The sequence below is a fragment of the Pyxidicoccus caerfyrddinensis genome (assembly GCF_010894405.1).
GTDB classification, from domain to species: Bacteria; Myxococcota; Myxococcia; order Myxococcales; family Myxococcaceae; genus Myxococcus; species Myxococcus caerfyrddinensis.
This window is the reverse complement of the sequence record NZ_JAAIYA010000005.1, coordinates 244,107-264,794: the sequence shown is the minus strand read 5'-3', so window position 1 is coordinate 264,794 and position 20,688 is coordinate 244,107. Positions and strand designations below refer to the sequence as shown.

General features: G+C 69.5%; 19 protein-coding genes. 5 read left to right on the top strand and 14 right to left on the bottom strand.

The features are described from left to right. Nucleotides 1–28: 28 nt before the first annotated feature. The 3 genes from G4D86_RS13950 to G4D86_RS13940 form a co-directional block, all read right to left on the bottom strand. On the bottom strand, nucleotides 29–2,329 hold the full coding sequence (locus G4D86_RS13950) for a membrane dipeptidase (RefSeq protein ID WP_163993637.1): 2,301 nt from the start codon (nucleotides 2,327–2,329) through the stop codon (nucleotides 29–31). Between the two features lie 153 nt (nucleotides 2,330–2,482). Beyond that, nucleotides 2,483–3,835 (bottom strand): CapA family protein, encoded by a 1,353-nt coding sequence (locus G4D86_RS13945; RefSeq protein WP_163993636.1) that lies wholly within the window; start codon nucleotides 3,833–3,835, stop codon nucleotides 2,483–2,485. 64 nt (nucleotides 3,836–3,899) lie between these two features. Then, entirely contained in the window at nucleotides 3,900–4,265 is a 366-nt protein-coding gene (locus tag G4D86_RS13940; RefSeq protein WP_205519569.1) for a hypothetical protein, read from the bottom strand. A 282-nt stretch (nucleotides 4,266–4,547) separates the two neighbouring features. Between G4D86_RS13940 and G4D86_RS13935 the strand changes: the two genes are divergently transcribed. The 4 genes from G4D86_RS13935 to G4D86_RS13920 are packed head-to-tail and all read left to right on the top strand — an operon-like array spanning nucleotide 4,548 to nucleotide 7,785. Further along, complete coding sequence (locus tag G4D86_RS13935) at nucleotides 4,548–5,678, top strand: hypothetical protein (protein ID WP_163993634.1); 1,131 nt, start codon at nucleotides 4,548–4,550, stop codon at nucleotides 5,676–5,678. Between the two features lie 3 nt (nucleotides 5,679–5,681). Beyond that, nucleotides 5,682–6,344, top strand: a complete 663-nt coding sequence (locus tag G4D86_RS13930) for an AHH domain-containing protein (protein ID WP_163993632.1) — start codon at nucleotides 5,682–5,684, stop codon at nucleotides 6,342–6,344. A 15-nt stretch (nucleotides 6,345–6,359) separates the two neighbouring features. Further along, nucleotides 6,360–6,941, top strand: a complete 582-nt coding sequence (locus tag G4D86_RS13925; protein WP_163993630.1) for an imm11 family protein — start codon at nucleotides 6,360–6,362, stop codon at nucleotides 6,939–6,941. 25 nt (nucleotides 6,942–6,966) lie between these two features. Continuing rightward, nucleotides 6,967–7,785, top strand: a complete 819-nt coding sequence (locus G4D86_RS13920) for an Imm49 family immunity protein (protein WP_163993628.1) — start codon at nucleotides 6,967–6,969, stop codon at nucleotides 7,783–7,785. Between the two features lie 49 nt (nucleotides 7,786–7,834). Here G4D86_RS13920 and G4D86_RS13915 read toward each other — a convergent pair whose 3' ends face one another. Continuing rightward, nucleotides 7,835–8,902 (bottom strand): site-2 protease family protein, encoded by a 1,068-nt coding sequence (locus G4D86_RS13915; RefSeq protein WP_205519568.1) that lies wholly within the window; start codon nucleotides 8,900–8,902, stop codon nucleotides 7,835–7,837. Next, on the bottom strand, nucleotides 8,895–9,659 hold the full coding sequence (locus tag G4D86_RS13910; protein WP_163993626.1) for a hypothetical protein: 765 nt from the start codon (nucleotides 9,657–9,659) through the stop codon (nucleotides 8,895–8,897). The genes G4D86_RS13915 and G4D86_RS13910 overlap by 8 nt, the downstream gene beginning before the upstream one ends. Nucleotides 9,660–9,772: 113 nt before the next feature. Here G4D86_RS13910 and G4D86_RS13905 point away from each other — a divergent pair, with 113 nt between their 5' ends. After that, nucleotides 9,773–11,152: an RluA family pseudouridine synthase gene (locus tag G4D86_RS13905; protein WP_240360232.1), complete on the top strand. Its 1,380-nt coding sequence runs from the start codon at nucleotides 9,773–9,775 to the stop codon at nucleotides 11,150–11,152. Between the two features lie 3 nt (nucleotides 11,153–11,155). Here the strand turns inward: G4D86_RS13905 and G4D86_RS13900 are convergent, their stop codons facing one another. From G4D86_RS13900 to G4D86_RS13860, 9 genes are all read right to left on the bottom strand, one after another. Further along, complete coding sequence (locus G4D86_RS13900) at nucleotides 11,156–11,686, bottom strand: MXAN_0125 family MYXO-CTERM protein (protein ID WP_163993624.1); 531 nt, start codon at nucleotides 11,684–11,686, stop codon at nucleotides 11,156–11,158. Nucleotides 11,687–11,797: 111 nt separating this feature from the next. After that, nucleotides 11,798–12,433 carry a uracil phosphoribosyltransferase gene (gene upp / locus G4D86_RS13895; RefSeq protein ID WP_163993622.1) on the bottom strand — a complete coding sequence of 212 codons (636 nt, stop codon included), beginning with the start codon at nucleotides 12,431–12,433 and terminating at the stop codon, nucleotides 11,798–11,800. 26 nt (nucleotides 12,434–12,459) lie between these two features. Beyond that, complete coding sequence (locus G4D86_RS13890) at nucleotides 12,460–13,671, bottom strand: DUF1688 family protein (protein ID WP_163993620.1); 1,212 nt, start codon at nucleotides 13,669–13,671, stop codon at nucleotides 12,460–12,462. After that, nucleotides 13,664–14,911, bottom strand: a complete 1,248-nt coding sequence (locus G4D86_RS13885; protein WP_163993618.1) for a GTP cyclohydrolase II — start codon at nucleotides 14,909–14,911, stop codon at nucleotides 13,664–13,666. Before G4D86_RS13885 ends, G4D86_RS13890 begins: the two co-directional genes overlap by 8 nt. A 63-nt stretch (nucleotides 14,912–14,974) precedes the next feature. Then, entirely contained in the window at nucleotides 14,975–16,459 is a 1,485-nt protein-coding gene (gene mmsA / locus G4D86_RS13880) for a CoA-acylating methylmalonate-semialdehyde dehydrogenase (protein WP_163993616.1), read from the bottom strand. Between the two features lie 192 nt (nucleotides 16,460–16,651). Further along, a complete protein-coding gene (locus G4D86_RS13875) occupies nucleotides 16,652–17,062 on the bottom strand; it encodes a hypothetical protein (RefSeq protein ID WP_163993614.1) in 411 nt (136 codons plus the stop codon). A 43-nt stretch (nucleotides 17,063–17,105) separates the two neighbouring features. After that, complete coding sequence (locus tag G4D86_RS13870; protein WP_163993612.1) at nucleotides 17,106–17,780, bottom strand: hypothetical protein; 675 nt, start codon at nucleotides 17,778–17,780, stop codon at nucleotides 17,106–17,108. Nucleotides 17,781–17,802: 22 nt separating this feature from the next. Further along, the gene (locus tag G4D86_RS13865; protein WP_163993610.1) at nucleotides 17,803–18,360 is read right to left on the bottom strand and encodes a hypothetical protein; all 558 of its coding nucleotides are present in this window, start codon (nucleotides 18,358–18,360) and stop codon (nucleotides 17,803–17,805) included. Between the two features lie 10 nt (nucleotides 18,361–18,370). Further along, entirely contained in the window at nucleotides 18,371–20,566 is a 2,196-nt protein-coding gene (locus tag G4D86_RS13860; RefSeq protein ID WP_240360231.1) for a type VI secretion system Vgr family protein, read from the bottom strand. Nucleotides 20,567–20,688 lie beyond the last annotated feature (122 nt).

Genomic DNA, 20,688 nt, shown 5'->3' with positions numbered 1-20,688 from the left:
CCTCGGGGTGGGCTCCGGTGCCCTCACCTCACTTGCAGGTGAACGACCAGCGGCACGTCCCGGACTGGCATTCGCGGTCCGCCGAGCACACCGCGCCACGGCCCTTCTTGTTCTGGCACTTGCCGGAGTTGAGTCCCCAGCCGCAGTACTGGTTGGTGCCGCAGTGCGAGTCGCTGTCACACAGGCAGCTTCCCGTGGGATTCACGTAGCAGTCCGCGCTGCAACGGTCCGTGGTGCACTCGCGGTCCGCCTTGCAGGTCTGTCCATACGCCTTGGACCTGGGCGTGTAGCACCAGCCCACCAGGTTGGCGCAGCCGCCGCACGCGCCGGACTGGCACTGCCCGTCCCGGCTGCACGAGTCCCAGTTCCCCTTCTTCGCCACGCAGTCGTTGTCGCCCGGGTTGCCCGGAATCTCGTCCTGGCAGTACGCCGCGCCGCCGCAATCCCCGTCGTCGTTACACACGCAGCGGCCGTCGAAGGTGTTGCACAGCACGGAGGTGCACTGGTCGCTGATGCACTCGGCGTCGAAGCGGCAGCCCTCGTTGAGCGTCTTGCTGTCCGGGGCGTAGTGCGCGCCGCACACGGTGGGGTACGCCTGCTCGCGGTCCTCCGGCTTCACCCACGGCGCCACGCCGCTGGTGTCGATGTCCTGCGCCGCGTCCGCCATGCCGGTGCGCGGCCCGGATGCGCGCTCCCACATGCGGATGAACGTCTCCGCCGAGCTCTCCAGCGGCGCGGTGTTCGCCCCCAGGTTGCGCACGTCGCGAATCAGGTCTGGCAAGAGGCCCACGTGCGCCAGGCCCTGCTCGTCGAACGCGGTGCCCAGCCGGCCGGGACCGGACAGCTCCTGCTCGTGCTCCTGCGCGTCGGACTCCGCCTTGAAGCCCGCCGAGCACGCGCCGTTCGGCCCGAAGCGCGGCCGCGTCTGCTGGATGAAGCCGTTGAAGTCCGCGCCGAAGGCCATGGGCACCTTGAGCCCCTGGCGGCCGAACTCGTACGCCTGCGCGAAGGAGCGGCTGGAGCCCTGGCAGTTGTTGGCGATGCCGGACTTCGTATACGCGCGCGTCTCGTCGTGCGCGGTGCGCAGGCCGAACATGCCGCCCGTGCGGCGCAGCATCTGCACCACCCACGCGGGCGTCGTCTTCTCGTTCTCCGCCAGCTTGCCGTTCATCACCTCGCGGAAGTGGCCGTGGCTGACGTAGAGCGGGTAGTACTGGCGCTGCTCGGCCACCGCGTAGGCGTCACGCACGCCCTTCTCGGACAGGTGCGCCAGGTCGATGAGCATCCCCTTGTCCATCATCGCCCCGATGAGCTGCTGCCCCTCCGCCGTGAGGCCGCGCACGTTGCGGCACTGCGAGTCCACGTCGAAGCCCAGGGTGAGCCCGCCCACGGTGAGTCCGCAGTCCGAGTCGATGTGACAGTTCTCCAGGAACTGCGCCGCCTGGAAGATGGCGTTGTGCGGCGCCGCGCCGCCGAAGCGGTTGTCCAGCTGGTGCACCGGCTGCAGCGTGCGCACGCCCAGCGCGTGGAAGCGGTTCAGCTCCGCGCGCCAGTCGGCGGTGCCGAACAGCTTGCTCGTCTCAATCGAGAGCACCATGGCCAGCTTGCCCTCGGAGATGATGCGGCGCGCGTCGGCGGGCGTGAGCGCCAGGTCCACCCAGTCGCGGGTGGCGGCGAAGTCGCGCGCCTTCTGGAGCTGCACCTCCACGTCCACCATCTCGTCGCAGGGGCGCGTGCGGTTCTGCGGGGGCAGCGCCTCGCAGAGGAACTTGTTGCTCACCGCGGACACCACCACCAGCGACATGCCGCCCTGGTGTGCCTGCTTTAGCCAGCCCTCCCACGACTGCTGGTGGGCGATGGTGTCCCAGCGCGGCCACTCGGTGTTGGGGTTGCAACGGCCGTCATGCAGGCCGGTGTCGCCCTGCGTGCCCTCAATCTTGCCGAGGAACTCCGAGCCCACCGCGCCGCCGATGCCGAACAGGCCCGCGAGAATCGGCACGCCGCTCAGGTCCACGCCGCCGGAGTTGGGACACAGGTTGAGCAGCCCGCTCAGGTCCATGCGGACGCGGGCGTGGTCGCTCTCCGGCCACCCGCCGTCGCACCGGGACAGTGCGTCCGTGACGGTGCCGTGGAACCAGCCGCCGCCGAAGGCCTCCTCCGCGAACATGTGGTGGTGCAGTTCCGCGAAGCCGCCCACGCCCAGCTCCTGCGCGGTGGCGGCCGTGGGCTCGGGCCGCGCTTCGGTGGGCTCCTCCTGCACGGGGGTACAGCCGAGGGCCAGCGCCAGGGCCAGCGCGGAACAGCGTCTCCAGAGACGGGGATGGGACACGGGGGCTCCCTTCGAAGGTGAGCCCACCAGTTAGCGACAGCCCACACCCGGGGTTCAAGCCGTGGCGCGTTGAAACGTAACCCCGTTACCGGAAGCGCGAAGCACCCACGGCATGGGCCGCGAAGCCATCCGCCCGTGGAGGCCTCGGAGCACTCACGGTGCCGACTGCGAGGCCATCCGTCCGCTGACGCTCCCGGTGCCGGGCGGCGGAGGCAGCACGCTCGCCTCGCGCTGGCGCAGTTCGGGCGAGGCCACGGCGAAGCCCGTGGGCAACATGCGGAGGATGCGCTCGCGCCGGTGCTGTGCGCCGGCCAGCCGCCGCTCCAGCAGGGCCTTCTCCGCGCGGGTGGCCTTGTCCAGCGGCGCGGGCCGGGCCGCCAGCGCGGCGAGCCGCTCCGACACGGCTTCCACCTCCCGGTCGATGAGCACCGGCTGGATGTTGCGGGCCTCCTTGCGCGCGCGGCCCACGGCGTTGTTCTCAATCCACACCGGCAGCACGGACACGTCCTCCAGGACCACGGGGGCGCCGGGCTCGGGGCGCACCAGCGACACGCGCAGCAGCATGGAGTCGCGCTTGTCGCCCGCCGCGCCCTTCGTGCCAGGCACGTGGCGGTAGAAGCGGTCCTGGTTCGCGACGAGGTTGCCCAGCGAGTACGCGATGAGCCCGCGCCGTCCGTCCGCGGTGGGGTAGGCCTCCAGCGGCTGGAGCACGTGCGGGTGGTGGCCGATGATGGCCTTTGCACCCGCGTCCAGCAGCGCGCGGCCCAGCTTGCGGTCATCCGGGTGCGGCGCGTCCTTGTACTCGGTGCCCCAGTGAACGAGGACGATGAGCGCGTCACATCGGGCCGCGGCGGCGCGCACGGCCTCCACGGCCTCCTCTGGCTTGAGGCCACGGTGGTGGCGGTGCTGCGGGTACGGCACGAAGGCGACGTGAGGGTCCGCCTCGTCCTTCGGGTTGCTGAAGCCGTTGAGCCAGCGGGTGAAGGACAGGAAGCCCAGCTTCATGCCGCGCACGTCCATGAAGACGGGCTCCCACGCGGCGGACTTCGACAAGCCGGTGCCCGCGTGGCGCAAGCCCGCCGCGTCCAGGTGGCCCAGCGTCTCCACGAGACCCGTGGGGTGTTGGTCCCTCGCGTGATTGTTCGCGGTGGACACCATCTTCACGCCGGAAGACGCGAGCGCCTGCACCATGGCCGGCGGCGCGTTGAAGAGCAGCTCGCGCGTGACGGCCTTCGGGTTGTCGGTGACAGGCGTCTCGAGATTGACGACGCCCACGTCGGCGGTGCGCAGCACGTCGGTGATGGGGCCGAAGACGTGGTCCCAGCCCTCGTGGTTGAGCGACGGCGCGGCGCTGCCGTCCGCCGGCTTCGCGCCCGTGCGCGCGTGCAGCGTGGCCACCTTCTTCACCTCGCCGTGGGGAATCACGTCCCCACCGAAGACGAGTTCCACGCGGGTGGGCGTGGCGGCGCACAGCACGGGCACGAGCAGCAGCGCGGGAAGAGTCACACGAAGGACATTAGTCCAGCCACCCGACTCGGACGGAAGCCCCGGGTTGCAGTGACCCCAGCCCTCAGGGCGAGGTGGACACGGAGCCGTCGCAGTCCGAGCCGGTGCACCTGCCCGAGCACGTCACCTGGCCAGGGTACGACTCGAGGATGACGCACTCGGTGCCGCCGGAGCAGGAGAGCAATTCCTCACAGACGGTGGAGCCGTTCACACAGCGCGCCTGGTACACGCCCTCCAGCTTGAAGGAGATGCAGCTCAGGCCCTGCGTGCACTGCGGCAGGTTCACACCACACGCCTGCGCCTGGTCGAGCGACTGCCCGTCCCGCAGCGTCAGCCGCCCCTGCCGCAGCTCCCCCTCCTCGTCCGCCGAGCCACAGGCCCCCAGGCCCAGGACCGCGAGGCAACATCCCAGCATCAGCGTCCAGCGCATCGGTGCTCCTTCACGAGAGTGACAAGAGCAATCAGGGAGCAAGGCGCGGACCATGGACCGCCGCCCCACAATCCGCGCACTTGGAGCGAGTGGAAGCCAACGCCCCACTCGGAAATCTGAGAGGGGCGCTGAATCCTCACATCACCAGCCCCGCATCCGTCCCTGCCGCGCGGCAGGGCCCGCCAGCGGGCCACCTGCTCCGAACCTGAAAGCATGGCATGCTGAGGGAGCGAGGGATGCGGGGGGCTGCACGGGCAATCGCTGGCTTGTGGAGGCCGCTGAATGCAACGGTCACCTGCCGTTCCAGGAACTGTCGCGCTCAGTGCCATGGGCGCCGCCACGTCCCTGGGAGCACTCGTCCAGGCAGCAGCCGCGGCACGGGCCGGCATCGTTCGGGCCCAGGAGCTGGTGGCCAGCCCCTGCGTCGATGGCGAGACACGCGAGTTCGTCCCGCTCATCGGCCACACAGCGGGCCCGCTGACGGACGGTTTCGAGGGACTCGGCCGGCTCGTGCAGCTTTGCGTCGCGGCGCTGGAGGACCTGCGTGCCTCTGCACCTGGATTGCAGCAGGAGCGGCTCGAATGGTTCCTCTGCCTTCCCCGTGATTTGGGGCTGGGGACTTCCCCGCCCTGGTCCGCGGAGGAAATCGCGCAGCGGCTGGTCGCGCGGCTCCAGGAAGAGACGGGCCTGGCGCCGCGGCCACAGTCCATCCACATCCTCCTGGAGGAGCGCGGGGGCACTGTCAGAGCCGTGGCCGAGTCCACTCGCATGCTCCGTGAGCGGCATTGCGACCAGGCCCTGGTGCTGGCGTGTGACTCACTGGTGTCGCCGGAGCGCACCGAGCCCCTGCTGAGCGCGCGTCGACTCAAGACGCCCGACCATCCGGTGGGCTTCATGCCGGGAGAGGCGACCGTGGCGGTCCTTCTCGAGCGTCACGACACGCTGAGCGAGCGCGGCCAGCGCCCTCACGCACACCTCTTCGCGCCTGTCACCGCCCAGGAGCCCCAGTGCTTCAACGCGAAGGCGCCGCCCATGGGCCGTGCGCTGGTGGAGGTCCTCACGAAGGCCCTCGTGCAGGCCGACGCCCATGCGCTTCCGGAAGGCAGCCTCTACCTCGACCTCAACGGAGAGGAGTTCCGGGCGCGCGAATGGGGCCAGACGTTGCTGCGGGCACGGGACACCTGCCGCATTGGCGGCTGGGCTTCCTACATCCCGGCCCTGAGCTTCGGCGAGACAGGGACCGCCTCACCGCTGCTCGCGCTCTGCCTGGCCGCGCGGGCCTTCGCCCGTAACTACGCCCGGGGACACCACGCCTTGCTCCTGGTGTCCGGCGATGACGGCCACCGCGCGGGGTTGATGTTGGGGCGGGTCCACGAGCAGCGGGAACGACTTCACCCAGACAGCGGGAGATAGGTCATGAGCCTGGAAAAACACATCACCCAGACGCGCGAGCGAAAAATCGTCACGGAGCGGGTGAAGGGCTATGCCAACAACTGCGCCTCTGGCTTCAAGCGGGAGGGCTTCTGGCAGGCCCACCACATCGTGTGTGTGTCCTCCGTGGGCAGGCGCAAGGCGGACTACCCCAAGGAGCCTCCCGAACTGCCCGACTACCTGGAGGCCTGTCTCTGGGTGACGCCCTGGAACATCAACAATCCGCAGAACCTCATCGGGCTCCCCATCAACAGGCAATATGTGGACTCGAAGGGCCAGGAGCCTGAGAACCTGCCGTCCCATCAGGTCGACCACAACACCCGGGATGGCTTCACCGACGAAGTCTCGCAGTACCTCGCGGAGAACGTCTGGCGCTCCCTCACCGCCAAGAAGGAGGTCCACGACGTCGACATCGCGAGGCTCAAGAAGGAGCTCGAAGACGCCAGCGACGCGTTCCGCCAGCTGCTCACGGACCGCGGTGAGCGGAAGGGAGGAACCCGGCTCTGCTGGGAGAAACGATACGAGGAGGACTACAAGCGCAAGTGGTACTACCCGTTTTCGATGGGTAAGAATCCCAGCCGCCGCTCTCCTGGAGTGTCCCTGCAGCAGCTGGCGGGTATCTTCAAGAAGATCAAACTGCCGTTCTGAACCCTGAGGTTGACCGTGAGTACCCTGCCTGTCGTCTGGGAGTGGGATGTCGGAGACCGCTTCTGCGTCCTTGAAGGCCTCCAGCATGTCCGGGACGAATACCAGCTCAGCAAGGGCATCAGCCGCGCCCAGGACTTCCCGAAGGATGCGTGCTTCCACATGTCTGCCCGGCACCGGAAGTACGTGGCCCTGGCGGACAACCTCAGCAACCTGGGCAGGTCGCTGGTCGTCTCCCGGAAGCTCAAGGAGTTCGTCGAGGCACGCAAGCCCCGTGACGTCGAGTTCCTGCGTGTCTCCCTCTTCGACCACAAGCAGAAGCTGGCCAGTGACGAGTACTTCATCATCAACCCCATCCGGGTCGTGGACTGCATCGACAAGGACAAGTCCCGGTACAAGTGGAACAACATCGACCCGGAGAAGATGAGCTCCTGCAGCAAGATGGTGCTCAAGCCAGAGGCCCTGGACCCCGAGCTGCTGATGTTCCGCCCCCGGCACGTCGAGTACTACGTCCTGGTCCACCCGGAGCTGGCGAAGGCCCTGGAGGACGAGGGCTTCACGGGACTCCGCTTCACGCCCATCGACGAGTTCCAGACCTGAGCGATACGTTCGAGGAGGTGCTCCGGTGAGCCTGCACGCCCTGCAGCAACGCCTCATGGAGGAGCTCCAGGAGCACCTCGCGGTCATCGCCGAGGGCCATCCCGCCGCCGAGAAGGGCGAGGTCTACGAAGAGGTGGAGCAGTACTTCCAGGCGACCGCCTCCTGCGCGCTGCTCGTTGCCGCGGACAAGGCCAGCTTCCAGAAGCACCTCTGCTGGTCCGCCCTGGCCCGCCGGGACTTCCTCCGTCGCAGCCAGGACGAGGGCAGCACCGGGAACTTCCGCCGCGCCCGGAGCCGCAGCGACGCCCTCTTCTGCGCGGCGGCCGCGGGGGACATGAGGCTCGCCATCGAAATCGGCGACCTCTCCCCCAGCACGTGGAACCCGGAAGGCGAGTACCAGGACGACTTCGCCTACCACTTCTTCCTCCACCAGTTCATGAAGGGAGCTCCGTCCTCGGAGCGCGAGGAGGCCCTGCGGCAGCTCGACAAGGCCCTGAGCGGCCCCGCCTCGCCCCGCCTCGAGGTGTGCCAGGCCCTCCACGACGGCGCGCTGGTGGCGTTCGAGACCGCCCTCCAGGCCGTCATCGACACCTACGCCGCCGAGCAGGAGAAGGCCCGCGCCCACTCCACGGACATCCCTACGTTCGAGCCGCGAAGCCGCCTCTTCATCGAGGGCTTCGCACTGCTGCGCATCGCGGCCAACGCGGGGCTCCAGCCCGCGGAGTACGACTACCGCCTCTGTCCGGTGCTCGGCCGCGTGAAGCCGCTGCGCGACCGGCCCGACGACATCTTCGCGGAGCTGGCATCGCTGCACCCCGCTCGGCGCGGCCCACCGTCCACCTGAGGCTCGACAGCTCGCGGGATGCCGCGTCCTGACGTGCCCTGGCCGGTCTTCACATCACCAGCCCCGTGCGCGTCCAGTGCTGCGCGGCCCAGCCCAGCGCGCTGAGCGCGGCGACGAGGACGCCGTACTCCACGGTGGCGCGAGTGTCCCCCTCCTCCGCCCCGGGCATGGCCACGGCCTGGAACCCGGCGCCGAGCAGCAGCAACACCAGCAGCCCCTCCGCCGTGAGGAACCACGCCGCGCCGATGACGGCCACCGCCATCCACCGCTGCTTCCGAGACAGCGCCCGGAAGCCGCGGCCTCCGTCGAGCGTCCATACCGGCAAGAGGTTGAAGAGGTTGAGCCACGCCGCCGCATGAGCAATCGCGCCCAGGCTCTTCCAGCCGGTGAGGAGCGCGGCGACGAAGAACGCAGCCGCGGCGACGAGCCCCCAGATGGGCCCCGCGAGCCCCACCCGCGCATCCTCGCGCGCATCCACCGGCGACTGCTTGAGGCGCACGAAGGCACCCAGGCCCGGGATGAACATGGGCGCGCTGGCCTGCATGCCGAAGCGGCGCAGCGCCGCCACGTGTCCCATCTCGTGCACGTAGATGGACGCAATCAGCCCGAGCGCGAACACCCAGCCCCACATCGCCCAGTACACGCTCAGCGCGAGCAGCATGGAGAACAGCGTGCTCGCCTTCGTCAACCCGAGCAGCAGCAGCTTCCCCTTGCCCAGCAGGAAGACGAGGGCGAACTTGAACTTCCACAGCAGCAGGCCGAACGTCCCCAGCGCGGCGAGCCACTTCGGCATGCCCGACTTCTGCCGCTCGCGCGTCGCCGCGGCGCTGACCTCACGCAGCCCGGACGCATCCACCTGCTTGCTCAGCGCCTCCACCCGGGCCGTCACCTGGGCGTACTGGCTGGAGGCCGGAGGCAGCAGGTCCAGCGCCAGGCGCCAGGTCTCCAGCGCCACGGCCGGCTCGCCGCGAGCGGAGGCGGCGTCGGCCTCGCTGGCGAGCCGCTGCAATTCGCGCGCGTGAACCAGCCGGTGACAGGAAGGACAGGTGAGCAGCCGGGGACCCAGCTCGGTGCCGCACCCCTGGCAGCTCGTGACGACAGCGAGGGCTTCAGCCAACGGACTGCTCCCGTGCGGCGCCTTCCTCCGAGGGCTCCTGCGCAGCGGCGGCCGGAGCGAGCTGGAACGGGCCGGCGATGTTCAGCACGGCGCGGGTATTGCGGCGCCACGCCTCCCACAGGGCGAAGCCGTAGATGGCAAGGGAGAGGGGGCTGTTGAAGCCCACGATGAAGGGCGCGGCCAGCGAGAAGATGGCCGACGCGATGACCCGCACCACCACGGGCATCTCCTCCTCCACGGGCACGGCGGTGTCACCCGCGGCAGCGGCCTCGGGGGCCGGCGCGGCGACCTCGGTGTCCGGCGCCGACATGCCCTCGTAGACATCCGGCGCGAGCGAGGCGCAGATGGACAGGTACGTCAGGCCCACGGCGAGCAACTGGTAGAACGTGCCCCCGCGCCCCTCCGAGCCCTTGCGCACGGCGGTGCCCACCATCCACCCCACCGCCACGGCGATGAGGCCGATGTTGTAGCCGGTGGCCGCGGAGACGCCGAAGTACAGCAGGGCGCCCGCCGCCGCCGCGCCCGTACCAAAGGCGAGCGCGCGGAAGAACCGGCCCGACTTCGAGCCACCGGTGAGCGACGCCGCCACCGTGTCCCGGCACGAGGGACAGAGCAGGTGGCCGTTCACCTCGAAGTAGGTGTCGGTGATGGAGCGCTCGCACGCCTTGCACTGTGGCGTGGCGCGCGGCTCGGTGAACTCGGCGCGCTCGAACTGGAGTGGCGCGTCCGGGGCGGCCGGGGAAGCAGGGTCTGTCATTGGATAGGGATTGCGGTAGGGGACGGTCCCGAGCCTAGCCGATCACCCCCGGCACACGAAAACCGGCCCGCCTGTATCCGAGCCCGAGGTCCGGCTGGTAGACGGAGACCCTCGTGAGCGCAGTGCCCCCACCCGCCGTGACGTACTTCGAGCCTCCGCCGTCACCGGCCGAGCTGCCGGCGCGGCTCGCGAGTCCTTTCGACCCGAGCCCTCCGCATCCGCTCGCACGCCGCGCCGCCGAGGAGCTCCAGTCGCTCCTGCGCCGTGGGGACGTGGCGAAGGACGCCGGCCTCGACGCGCCCGGGGGCGGGAAGATGTTCGGAGCGCTGGTCGTCGCCACGGAGGACGGTCGCGTGGGCTACCTGCGCGCGTTCTCCGGCATGCTCGGTGGACGCTGGCACGTCGAAGGCTTCGCACCGCCGCTGTTCGACCCCGTCGCGCGCGACGCGTTCTGGCCCGACGGTCAGGAGGAGCTGCGCGCGCTGGAGCTGCGCCACGCGGACCCGGGCGACCGCGACGAAGTCGAACACCTGCGCGCCGAGCGCTCACGCCAGCTCTGGCGGCAGCTCACCGACAGCTACGTGCTCCCGAACGCACGCGGGGAACATCAATCCCTCACGGCCCTGTTCGAACCCGAGGCGCCTCCCGGCGGCGCGGGTGACTGCGCCGCGCCCAAGCTCTTCGCCTGGGCGTACCGGCACCGCCTGCGCCCCCTGGCGCTCGCGGAGTTCTGGTGGGGCGCACCACCGGTGACGGGCAGGTGGCTCGCGGGCGGGTACTACCCGGCCTGCCAGTCCAAGTGCGGGCGCGTGCTGCCGTACATGCTCGAAGGGCTGGACGTGGCCCCGGCACCACCGTGGAGCACGGGCCCCGTGCCGCTGGAGGAGCCACGACTCGTGTTCGAGGACGCGTGGCTGCTCGTCGTGGACAAGCCACACGGGCTTCCGTCCGCGCCCGGCCGGCATGCGCGGCAGCGGGACTCCATGCTCTCCCGCTTCCAGCAACGGAGTTCCTCCAAGCTCTCCGTCGTGTTCGCGCTCGATGCCGAGACCTCGGGCCTGCTGCTGCTCGCGAAGGACGAGGAGACCCAGGCTGCGCTCCGCCGTCAGTTCGCGCGACGCGAGGCGGACCTCCGCCACGTCGCCTGGCTCGACGGCTCCGTGGCTGGCGACCACGGCAGCCTCGAGCTTCCGCTCCGAATGACCCCGGAGGGGCACCTCGTGGACCCGGTCCACGGCAAGCGCGCGGTCTCCGAGTGGCGCGTCACGGAGCGCGCCGGGATGCGGACGCGCGTCACCCTGCTGCCCCGCACCCGGCTCGCGCACCAGCTTCAGGTCCACACCGCGCATCCGCTCGGGCTCGGCGCGCCCATCGTCGGGGACACGCGGCACGGACGTGAGGGCCCCCGGCTGATGCTCCACGCCGAGTCGCTGACCTTCACGCACCCACGGACCGGCGAAGGGCTCACCTTCGAGAGCCACCCGCCGTTCTGAGCGTCACGCGCGCCGGCGCCACCGGGCCACGGGCACCGTCAGCAGCAACACGCCCAGGGCCGCCAGTGCGCCGGGAGCGGCGGCACAGCCCTCCGGTTTCTCTTCGCGCCAGAGGGACACGCACGTGACGTCCCCGGAGACGGTGAGGGTCTGCGGCTCGGCGTCGCCAATCTTCACCTGGTAGGAAGCCTCGGTGAAGGTGCTCTCGCCCTGGATGACAGGGTCGTAGAAGGAGAAGGCCGCCTCGTCAAAGGGCTGGAGTTCCACTGTGCACGGCGTGCTCTGGCACCGATCGTTGTTGAGCGGCCAATCCACCAGCAGCACGGGCACGCCGCAGGCGTTCCGCACGGTGCTTCGGGGGCAAGCCGCATTCAGGTCCACGATGATGCATGAGACACCGGGCCCCACGCGCTGGTTACGGACGGAGCAGTCACACGGCTCGTCCTCCGCCCCCGCCGCTCCCGCGAATCCCAGCGCTGCCACCAACCCGAGCCCCGCCGCCCACCCGCGGGCTCGAAGACGCATCCAACGCATGCACAGACTCCCTGCTCCTGGCGCGCCGGCCCTCGCGGAAGGCGCATCCTGCCTCAGCGCCCCTCCGAACCCAAGGACCAGCCCCACCAGGAGAGAAGAGTCCCCGCGCGTCTACTTCGTCCCGAACAACCGGTCGCCCGCGTCACCCAGGCCGGGAATGATGTACCCGTGCTCATCGAGCTTCTCGTCGATGGCGGCCGTGTACACGTGCACGTCCGGGTGGTGCTCGCGCAGGTTCGTCAGGCCCTCGGGGCTCGCCAGCAGGCACACGAAGCGCACCGAGCCGGGCTTGTTCTTCTTCAGCCGCTGCAGCGCCGCCACCGCAGAGTTGCCCGTGGCCAGCATCGGGTCGCACACCACCACGTCGCGGTCCGCCAGCTGCCCCGGCACCCGGTAGTAGTACTCCACCGCCGCCAGCGTCTCCGGGTCTCGATACAGGCCGATGTGCCCCACGCGCGCGGACGGCACCAGCTGCAACATGCCGTCGAGGATGCCCTGCCCCGCGCGGAGGATGGCCACCAGCACCAGCTTCTTCCCATCCAGCACCGGCGCCATCATCTTCGCCATCGGCGTCTGGATTTCCTCCTCGCGCAGCTTCAGGTCGCGGAAGGCCTCGTACGCCAGCAGCAGCGAGATTTCCTGCAGCAGCGCCCGGAAGGAGGCAGTGCTCGTCTCCGCCCGCCGCATCAGCGTCAGCTTGTGCTTCACCAGTGGATGGTCCACCACGGTGCAGTTCGGGAATTGCATTGCATCCTCCGTCGGGTCAGCCGTTCTCAGAAAACCGTGCCGTCACTGTCCACGCGAATCGGCGGCACACCGCCGGGCCGCAGCTCCGCCGCCACCCGCCGCCCCGCCGTCCACGTCCCCCCTTGCAGCACCTTCCCCAGCGGCAATTCCTCCGCGTTCATCCCCAGCCGGCCGCGCACCAGCGCCGCCACCCGGTCCAGCAGCGCCACCGTCAGCGCGCGCCATTCCACAATCGGCTCGTCACCGGGGTGCAGCGCCACCGTGGTGATCTTCACGTCGCGCGGCACCAGCACGCCCAGGTCCACGAAGAGGCCGCCGTTGCGGTACTCGGGCAGGCCGGTGAGGCCATCCAGTTCCGTCACCTGCACGCCGGCCTCCGCCAGCGGCTCCACCAGCGAGTACGTCAGCCACTGCGACAGCTTGTGGAAGGGCACCAGCGCGTCCACGCTCTCCACCGGGCCCAATGACGAGTGGGGCCACACGTCGCCCAGGTTGACGGCATCCACCATCACCCGGCCCGGCCAGATGGGGCCCAGCACCTCCAGCACCAGCCCCAGCAGCTCCGCGGCCCGCACGCTGCGCCGCTGCGCGGTGACGATGTCCAGCAGCGCGCCCGGCCGGGGCAGCACCTTCGCCAGCCCGTGCAACAGGTGCAGCCGCCCCTCCAGCCCGTCCAGCGGGTTGGACTCCGACACCTGCATGCCGTGCGCGAGCCCCTCGCGCGTCATCCGCCCCAGTGCCTCCGCGTCCGCGCGCAGCGGCCGGTCCGGGTCCGACGAGAAGAGCCCGTCCATGAACATGCGGAAGCTCGCGACGGCCAGGCCCTCCGAGCGCGCCCACGTGCCGCCGCCGCGCTCGCGGTAGCGCCACTTCGGCCCGCTGCCCGCATCCAGCAGCACGCTCACCACCACCAGGTCCAACTTCGCCCGCGCCCGCTCCTGCGGCGTCGCATCCTTCAGTCGCTCTTCCAGCTCCGCCACGCGCGCCACGCCGCCCGCGTCGAAGTGGCCCCAGCGGCTGTGCAGGGGGATGTCCAGGTTCGGGTACAGCTCGCGCGTCACGTTCAGCACGGTGTCCACCACCACCGGCAGTCGCGAGGGCTCCACGCGGAAGTGCGGCAACCGGCCGGCGAGGCCCAGGTCCAGCAACTGGTGGCAGCGCTCGCGGATGGCGGCTGGCGTGCGCAGCCAGGCCACGGCGGGGGAGACGTGCGCCCTTGCCAGCTCGCTCTCAGACATCGAGCCCCCGTCCCTTGACCTGGGCCAGCGTGGCCGGATCCGCCACGGGCCCCTTGGTGAAGTAGCCCGCCGCCTTCTTGGCCTCCATCTCCACCTTCGCGTCGGCGGGGATGAGGTCCTCCGGAATCGGGACGCGCTCCAGGATTTCGATGCCCGAGCGGGTAATCGCGTCGTGCTTCATGTCGCTCATCGACACGAAGCGGTGGATGCGGGTGATGCCCAGCCAGTGCAGCACGTCCGGCATCAGCTCCTGGAAGCGCATGTCCTGCACGCCGGCCACGCACTCGGTGCGCTGGAAGTAGGTGGCCGCCGAGTCGCCGCCCTCCTGCCGCTTGCGCGCGTTGTAGACCAGGAACTTCGTCACCTCGCCCAGCGCGCGGCCTTCCTTGCGCAGGTAGACGATGAGGCCCGCGCCGCCGTTCTGCGCGGAGCGCACGCACTCTTCGATGCCGTGCGCCAGGTACGGGCGGCACGTGCAGATGTCGCTGCCGAACACGTCCGAGCCATTGCACTCGTCGTGCACGCGCACCGCCAGCGGGATGTTCTTGTCCGCCAGCGAGGCGATTTCGCCAAAGACATACAGCGTGAGCCCGCCGATGGGCGGCAGGAAGACGTGCAGGTCCGGGCGCGTAATCAGCTCCGGGAACATGCCGCCCGTCTGCTCGAAGAGGCCGCGGCGCAGCGCGCTCTCCGTCAGCCCGAAGCGCTTGGCGATGCCCGGCAGGTGCCACACCGGGTCCACCGCGGCCTTCGTCACCTTGATGTCGCCGTTCGCCGTGAGCAGGTCACCGTCCGGCTTCAGCCGCCCGGCCACAATCGCGTCGCGCAATTCGGGCAGGTTGATGTGGGCCTTGGTGACGGCGATGGTGGGCCGGAAGTCGACGTCCTGCTCCGAGTACGCGCGGAACACCTGCGGCGCCACCGCGCCCCACGGGTCCAGCGAGACGATGCGCTCGGGGTTGCTCCAGGACGGGTACGGCCCCACCTGCGCGGCGGGCGAGGTGTTCTTCAGGTCCGCCTTGTGGTCCTGCGGCAGCTGGCCCGCGGCCACGGCGAGCGCGCGGTAGACGGCGTACGCACCGGCGTGCGTGCCAATGACGTTGCGGTGCGCGGGCTCGGTGAGCGTGGCCACCACGGGGCCGCGGCGCAGCGGCTCGGCGTCGCCCCAGCGCAGGGCGACACTCTCGCCATCCGGGTGCGAGGTGAGACGGATGTGATTGACGGGCTTCTTGTCTGCCATGGGAGCGCCCTCCTTGCGGGCGCGGGAGTCGTTCGAGCGCGAGGAGTGGAAGCGGGAAGCGGATCAGCTCATCCACGAGCCGTCGGTGCGAGCCGACCACTTGCGGGTGACCTTCTTCAGCGCCGTCCAGAAGTCGAGGCTGGACGGGCCGGTGATGTCGCCGTGTCCGAAGCGCGAGTCACCGGTACCGCCGAAGGAGAAGGGCTCACGCGGCACGGGGACGCCCACGTTGACGCCCACCATGCCGGCGCGCACGCCCTCCACCACCGCCTGCGCCACCGCGCCGTTGGTGGTGAAGATGGATGCCGCGTTGCCGTACGGCGACGCGTTCTCGATTTCGAGCGCCGCGGACAGCGTGGGCACGCGGATGATGGAGAGCACCGGGCCGAACAGCTCGCGCTTGGCGGCCTCCATCTCCGGACGCACGCCGTCCAGCAGCGTGGGCCCCAGCCAGTTGCCGCCGGTCCACACCTCGCCCGCGGGCCGCTTGCCGCGCCCGTCGAGCACCACCTTCGCGCCCTCGGCTTCCGCTCGGGCGATGGCCGTCTCCAGCCGGTCCACCGCGCCCCGGTCGATGAGCGCGCCCATGCCGGGCCCCACCTGGAGGCTCGCGGCGCGGCGGGTGATTTCCTTCAGGATGGGCTCCACGTCACCGACGGCGAGCAGCACACTGGCGGCCATGCAGCGCTGGCCCGCGCAGCCGGTGAACGAGTCCACCACGGCCTGCGGGGTGAGGACCGGGTCCGCGTCGGGGACGACGATGACGTGGTTCTTCGCGCTGCCCAGGGCGAGCACGCGCTTGCCGCGCTTGCAGCCCTCCGCGTACAGGTGCCGCGCCACGGCGGACGAGCCCACGAAGCCGATGGCCGCCACGTCCGGATGCGCCACCAGCGCGTCCACGGCTTCCTTCCCACCGTGGACGACGGAGAAGACGCCGGGCGGGAAGCCGGCCTCGCACATCAGCTCGCCGAGCGCGCACGCGGTGAGGGGCACCTTCTCGGACGGCTTGAGGATGAAGGCGTTGCCCAGCGTGACGGCGATGGGGAACATCCACATCGGCACCATCGCCGGGAAGTTGAATGGGGTGATGCCGGCGACGACGCCGAGCGGCTCGCGGCGCAGCTCACAGGTGACGCCGCGGCTGACCTCCATGTGGCCGCCGGTGTCGAGGTTCTGGAGGGACAAGGCGAAGTCGCAGACCTCCATGCCCTTGAGGAGCCCGGCGCGGCCTTCGGCCACCGTCTTGCCGGCCTCGCTCGCGGCGAGGTTGGCGAGCCGATCCAAATCCCGCTCGAGCAGCGTGCGGAAGCGGTGCAGGAGCTGGGTGCGCTCGCGCAGCGCGGTATTGCGCCAGAGGGCGGCAGCGGGCTTCGCGGCCTCCACGGCGTGGGCGACTCCGGCGGCTGGCGTCAGCGGAACACGGCCGATGACCGTGCCCGTGTACGGGCTGCGCACGTCGAGAAGGGTGGCGCCCACCGGGGCCTGCCATTCACCTCCCACCAGGTTGCGACAAGGAACTACGCTCTCAGGAAGCTGGATGAAGGACACGCGCACCCCCCAGGCGGAGCGTGATCGAGGAGCGCTCCATCATAGCCGCGAGCGAGGAGAGACCGGCAACCCGGGCCCGGTACGGGTCATTCGTGAATCGGTTGACAGTCCGGTGTCCAGGCAAGCGGAGTGCCGGATAACGGACCAATGCAGAGCGTCATTTCCAACGGGAGGGCCCGCTGGCGGCGCGGATCAGACGCGGTGCGGCGTCTCCGTGAGGGCGCGCAGCCGTGAGACGGTGGCGGTGTCCTCGGCGTCGGGGGTGAGACCGAGGGACTCGGCCTCCGCGTACAGCGCGAGGGAGAAGTGGAAGCGGGCGGAGGCGGTGACCGGGTCGCCCTGTTGTTGGAGCAGCTCGCCTTCCTCGGCCACCAGGCGGGCGAGGACCTTCACGCGCACGGGACTGCCGAGCAGCCGCGCGGTGGACGCGGGGTCCGCGAGCAGCAGGGCGCCGTATTCCATGCCGAGCGTGGACAGGGCCGTGTCCTGGATGAGCCGCTGTGCGTCGGCGAACTTCTGCTCCCTGCGGGCCTTGAGGATGCGGGCGAGCGCGGCGGCGAACTCCTCGATGAGCCGCTCGATGTAGTCCTTGCGGATGGACATGGCGCCTGGAGGGTAATGGCTGCGTGGGGTGGTTGCACGCGCTTCAGTCCGCCCACCAGTTGCGCCGGGACCAGGTGGAGAGCACGTGGTAGCCCGTGGGCGTCTGGAAGTAGCGCAGCCAGCGGCTGTCCTGCTCGTCGCGTCCACGAAGGAATGAATCCATTTCGGCGCTGCTCAGGAGGTCCTTGGACACCATGAAGAAGCCTCGCGTAGGTCTCTTCGGAAGCCCCTCCTTCCGCCATCTCGCGATGAGTTGGGCCACATCAAGCGGCTCCATCGAGGACCATCCCGGGCCACTGGCGCAGGCCAGGACGCCGCAGGTGTTGACGTAATCGCACATGAAGCGCTCGAACCACTCGCCCTGCGCCATTCCGTTCGGAGTGACGTAGGGCACCTGGGTATCGGTTTCCACTGACAGGCAGGTCGCTTCAGCCTGTCGCCAGAACCCCAGGTACAGGCTCGCGCGAATGGACATGACGTCGTAGGCGATTGCCACCCCACTCCATGTTCGAGCCAGGTCCAGCGCTTGCGCATCGCCCTGAATCGGCTGGTCATTACCAAAGTCCACGTCAAAACTTTTCGAATCAGGGTCCCATAGAATTCGAAGAGCGCGACGGGCGATGAAACGGTGCGAAGCACGGAGCAGTTGGGACTGGTAGACCGCTTGCTCCAGCGGAAGCCGCACAGCGGACATCTGGAACCATCGAGGCGGGCTCATGACCAGGGCTCCCAATCCACAGCTATGAGAATGCGACGAAGACAACGTCGAAACCAGTCTCCGTGAGCTTGCCGACCTTCCTATCGGTGCGTCTCGCAGCGGGCACCTTGTAGGAGACTTTGTAGCCCCTCTCCGCAAGGACCCGGTTGTTCATCAACTGCTCCGAACCATAGGAGCGCTCCTGGTTCTTGCACTCGGTGACATCCCTCTTGCTCGCGGCATGGTCGAGCTCACGGCTTTTGCCGCACTTGATACAGACGGCGCGAACATGCTGATGGTCTCCCGGCAATCCGGCAGCCATCTCTTCGTCGGTTGCATCCCGGGAGATCTGCCGGCCATGGGTGATGTGCCCCATCCGGACGTTGTGTTCCGCCGCGGCAATCTCGAATTCATCCTTCCCCGCCTCCTTCATCTTCTCGATGCGCTTGAGCGGACTGGCCTCTGCCGGGTCTACCTCTGGAAAGTAGATGCGCTCGGAATGCTCGCCGGGTGGACAGGGGTTTTCGACCATGGGCCGCGCGAAGGGCACCTCGCCGCCGCCTTGAATCATCAGCACCTTCCTGCCCTTGAATCTCCCCATCGGCGCGCTCCTACTCTTCTTCCACGGTGATGTTGCGACCGAAGAGCCGGACCCGGCCGGACTTCTCCACCTGCAGAGCCACCCTGCCGTTGACCGCGATGCTGAGCGCATCCGCGTCGAGAATCAGGGACCTGGCCTGCACGGACTGCGTGCCATCAATGCGGAGGTGCAGCCCTTCACCCGTCTGAAGCTTCCAGTCCTTGCCGACACTCAGGCTGGCGGAGCCATCCACCTCCACCCAGTCCTCGCCGCCAACCCGGAGCTGCTTGTCCCCAATCACGGTCTCTTGCCTGCTTCCGGCGATGGCTTCGTGCTTGAGCCCCGCCACCTGCTCGGTCTTCGCACCACCCGTGGCTGCGTTGTGGGCCAGCGCCACGTTGACGCTGTAGGCCCCGCCAATGGTGGTGGCTTTCGCCGCCCCCACGCTCTCCACGGCGCCCTGCGACACGGAGACGTTGAGGCCTTTTCCGACGGTCATCGCCTGATGGCCGTCCACCGATTCGTCATGGCTCCCACGGGTGGAGGTGTCGCGGTCCTTCTGGACGAGCAACATCTGGTTGCCCTCGATGACGCCCACGTCGTCCATGACGACGCGCAGCTCCTGGTGGCCCTCCACCCTGCGCCTGCGGTCCTTCTTCACCAGCAGGTCCTCGAAGCCGCGCACCTCCTGGGCCTTGTCATTCTCGGTGAGCAGGGCCTCGTCCTTCTGCGCGTGGGTGAAGACCTCCTCGTCGCCCATCGAGTCTTCAATCCGCACCTCGTTGAAGCCGTCGCTGCCCAGGCTGGAGGCGCTCTTGCGCGTCGACTTCGTCTTCTCGTCCGGCAGCGCATACGGCACCGGATGGATGCCGTTGTAGACGGCCCCCGCCACCAGCGGCCGGTCCGGGTCTCCCTCCAGGAAGCGGACAATCACCTCCTGGCCGATGCGCGGCAGCCACACGTCGCCCCATGCCGGGCCGCCCCACGGCTGGCCCACCCGCACCCAGCACGAGGACTTCTCGTCCCTCTTCCCCTCGCGGTCCCAGTGGAACTGCACCTTGATGCGCCCGTGCGCGTCGGTGTGGATTTCCTCGCCCGCCGGTCCCGTCACCGTGGCCGTCTGCGGGCCGGCAATCTGCGGCAGCGGCGTCAGCCGGCGCGGCCGGAAGGGCACCGCCTTGGGCAGCAGGTGGAACTGGTTGCGGTAGAGGCCCTGCAAGGACTCGCTGCCGCCCGACACGTCCGGCTGCACGCCCGAGTGCAGCACCTCCGTGATGAGGTACTCGCCCGCGAAGGTGCCGTCCTCCGGCGAGTCCAATTTCATCAGGAAGCCGGGTGCCAGCCGCGGTGCAATGGATTCCCCCGTCAGCGTGCGCCGTCCCACGCCTGTCGCCTCCACGCGCGTCCTCGCCGCCGACCTGACCACGCCCGGCGCCACGTAGCCGGCCGGGTAGTCGTAGATTTCGAGCGCCGCCAGGCCGTCCGTCGCCTTGCCCTTGCCGGAGATGTCCATGGCGGGCTTCTCGAAGTCGAAGTCCTTCAGGTGCACCGCGCCGGGACGCAGCCGGTGCACCCTCTCCAGCGCGTAGACGAGCTCGCCGTCCACCGCCTCCTTGCCCATGCGCGGGCGCAGCGGCAGCGTCTGGCCCTGGGGCAGCGGCGCGTGCGCGCTGGGCTTGTCCCCCAGCACCAGCGTGTGTCCCGAGTCCATGTGCTCGAAGAAGTAGAAGATGCCCTCCCACTCCATCAGCCGGCTGACGAAGGCGAAGTCACTCTCGCGGTACTGCACGCAGTACTCGCGCGCCGCGTAGCTGCCCGAGAGCGCCAGCCGCACCTCCACCCCGCCCTCCCGCAGCACGGCCTCGAGAACCTCCGGCACGCTGTTGTTCTGGAAGATGCGGCTCTTGTGCACCTGGGACAGGCGCCACAGCTTCGGCACCACGTGGGCCCGGTAGCGCCGCCGGCCCGTCTTCATCCCCAGCGACTCCACCTCGCGCACCTGGCCGTGCACGTAACGCGGGCCGCCGTCGCGCACCGACACCGTCACCAGGGCGTCCTTCCCCACGAGGTCGGCCACCACCAGCGGCTCGCCGTCCCTCGTGAAGAAGTCGGCCCGGAAGTCGTAGAGCCGGCTGATGGCCTCCCTGCCCGCGAAGCCAGAGAGCGCCAGTCGCTCGGCACCGAGCGCCCCGACCCTCAACGTGAATGCCGGTGGGTTCCACCCCACGGGGAGCCTCTCTGGTGGGTCCCGCCCCGTACCCACCGTGAGGATCATGCTGCCCTACCTCCCCGGACAGCTCCTCTCCGGAGCCCCTCGTGCGTCCTCCAGGACACAGAGGGGAGGTGGAC

Excerpts from the sequence above, each read along its gene's own strand:
- G4D86_RS13875 (WP_163993614.1), bottom strand. The coding sequence starts at position 17,062 with ATGTCCATCCGCAAGGACTACATCGAGCGGCTCATCGAGGAGTTCGCC.
- G4D86_RS13900 (WP_163993624.1), bottom strand. The coding sequence starts at position 11,686 with ATGCGTTGGATGCGTCTTCGAGCCCGCGGGTGGGCGGCGGGGCTCGGG.
- G4D86_RS13930 (WP_163993632.1), top strand. The coding sequence starts at position 5,682 with ATGAGCCTGGAAAAACACATCACCCAGACGCGCGAGCGAAAAATCGTC.
- G4D86_RS13865 (WP_163993610.1), bottom strand. The coding sequence starts at position 18,360 with ATGGGGAGATTCAAGGGCAGGAAGGTGCTGATGATTCAAGGCGGCGGC.
- G4D86_RS13890 (WP_163993620.1), bottom strand. The coding sequence starts at position 13,671 with ATGTCTGAGAGCGAGCTGGCAAGGGCGCACGTCTCCCCCGCCGTGGCC.
- G4D86_RS13935 (WP_163993634.1), top strand. The coding sequence starts at position 4,548 with ATGCAACGGTCACCTGCCGTTCCAGGAACTGTCGCGCTCAGTGCCATG.
- G4D86_RS13910 (WP_163993626.1), bottom strand. The coding sequence starts at position 9,659 with ATGACAGACCCTGCTTCCCCGGCCGCCCCGGACGCGCCACTCCAGTTC.
- upp (WP_163993622.1), bottom strand. The coding sequence starts at position 12,433 with ATGCAATTCCCGAACTGCACCGTGGTGGACCATCCACTGGTGAAGCAC.
- G4D86_RS13870 (WP_163993612.1), bottom strand. The coding sequence starts at position 17,780 with ATGAGCCCGCCTCGATGGTTCCAGATGTCCGCTGTGCGGCTTCCGCTG.
- G4D86_RS13885 (WP_163993618.1), bottom strand. The coding sequence starts at position 14,911 with ATGGCAGACAAGAAGCCCGTCAATCACATCCGTCTCACCTCGCACCCG.
- G4D86_RS13940 (WP_205519569.1), bottom strand. The coding sequence starts at position 4,265 with ATGCGCTGGACGCTGATGCTGGGATGTTGCCTCGCGGTCCTGGGCCTG.